The organism is Thalassoglobus neptunius, from assembly GCF_007859735.1.
Taxonomy (GTDB): Bacteria; Planctomycetota; Planctomycetia; order Planctomycetales; family Planctomycetaceae; genus Thalassoglobus; species Thalassoglobus neptunius.
Genome location: NZ_SIHI01000136.1, coordinates 1 through 1,580, shown reverse-complemented (window position 1 = coordinate 1,580; position 1,580 = coordinate 1). Strand labels below are relative to the sequence as shown.

The 1,580-nt window shown below is 51.4% G+C and carries 1 protein-coding gene; it reads right to left on the bottom strand.

Annotated elements, in window-relative coordinates:
• Window positions 1-487 precede the first annotated feature (487 nt).
• Window positions 488-874: a hypothetical protein gene (locus KOR42_RS26220; protein ID WP_146512745.1), complete on the bottom strand. Its 387-nt coding sequence runs from the start codon at window positions 872-874 to the stop codon at window positions 488-490.
• Window positions 875-1,580 lie beyond the last annotated feature (706 nt).

The following is a 1,580-nucleotide window of genomic DNA, read 5'->3' as shown; positions in this document are numbered from 1 at the left end:
CAAATCGAGCGAAGCCATGATCTATGTGGCTTCCATTGGTCGCATGCTCCGCCGCTTAGCTCCTTCACCCAACCAAGCTCCGTTCAAATACCGACTTACAGCATGAAGAGGATTCCGGATAGGCTCTAAGTGAGAAGGCCACTTCTCATGCATCACTGAGAAATATTGCTCAGTGCAATGTCGGCGGCTGATGGGGCAGGGGAGATGAAGAGGGATGCGGGCACCGGCGGAGGATACAAGGACACACTGATCGCCGCGTTTTGAAGAAGGGTTTACGGCGGTGAATCTCAAGGGATAGCGTGCAGTGAATCACCTGCGTGAGAGTCCCGTCTTCTCAAAGATAGTAACGAGTACAGGCGAGTGCCGGGAGACCATGAGATTGGCCTCGAGCATATTGCTCTGACCGGAGCACTCGCTTGAACTTGTTTGTCGCGGCTTTCGTTTTAATTGCTCATAGAGCGGTGCGAAAGCCGTCTTGAGCGGTTCTTTATTTTCCGACCTGCAGTTTGTCGAGCTGCTTCAGTGCTTCGATTGCAGTCTGCGAATCGCCAGCAGCTTCGACGAGTTCCTTGGCAGCTTCGAGGACGTTGAAGTTGCCGGTTTGTGCTTTAGGGGCCTGCGTTTTCGCAGGTGCTGGTCGTCGAGTTGGAGTGCTGGAGGCAGCGGGTGCGGAAGTTTTTCCGGAAACGCCGATGGCCTTGCGTGCGTTTGAGAACGCAACGTTTGCGGAGTTCTCGTTAATCTTCTCGCCGGGGAATCGTTTCTTGAGAAGTGCGATTGCGTCTTTGCCTTTGATCTCGGGGTTTTCGCTGACGACCTTTCGCATTTCGGCCGACATGACAAACGCTCCCTGAGATGCTTTCTTCTTAGCCATTGGGACTCTTCCTGCTCAATTCAGTTAAACTTGTTTTCGGGGATGCCGTCTGACACCACCTGGAAACTATTCTGGAAAGAAAACAAGGGCTCATGGCGATGCACCAAAAGCCCTTGTTTCACTCGACTTAAAAATTCGCGACGTCTACGAACGTGCGATTCGGCACGCACTACTGTACATTCGTCAACGTTATATTGGCGCTTATGCTGTTCGTAAACGAAGTCTAAACTTTGCCCGCATCGACTCGTTGTTTATGGAAGTTAGTGGGAAGTGATTCAATATTCAACTTATAAATGGGTTGTGGGCAATAGAAACCGCTATTAGTCCGCTTTTATTGTCTTGCTGCACGCTTTGGACCAGTTTTCAACTGATGTGATCCTGTTGGTTCGTGCAGAGATTTCTAAACTCACATCGTGGTTGATGCGAAGATCGAGCCTGTTTTCATGCAGTTGATGAACTTCGCGAAGCTCAACTGTCCGCAGCCGCGAGTCGTCGAGCCGGGGACACACCCAACGCCGTTAACCTTTGGCGTGCTCCCCATTTTCTGATCCAGATGTTATGAGAGTCAACCGACCGATTTTGGTTCGAGGAGACTTTGATGACGAAGCGACGACGACGTAAGCCTGAGCAGATTGTGAAGCTGTTGCAGGAGGGGCAAGCGATGTTGGCGGCAGGAAAGTCGCTGGCTGAGGTGTTGCAGAAGCTG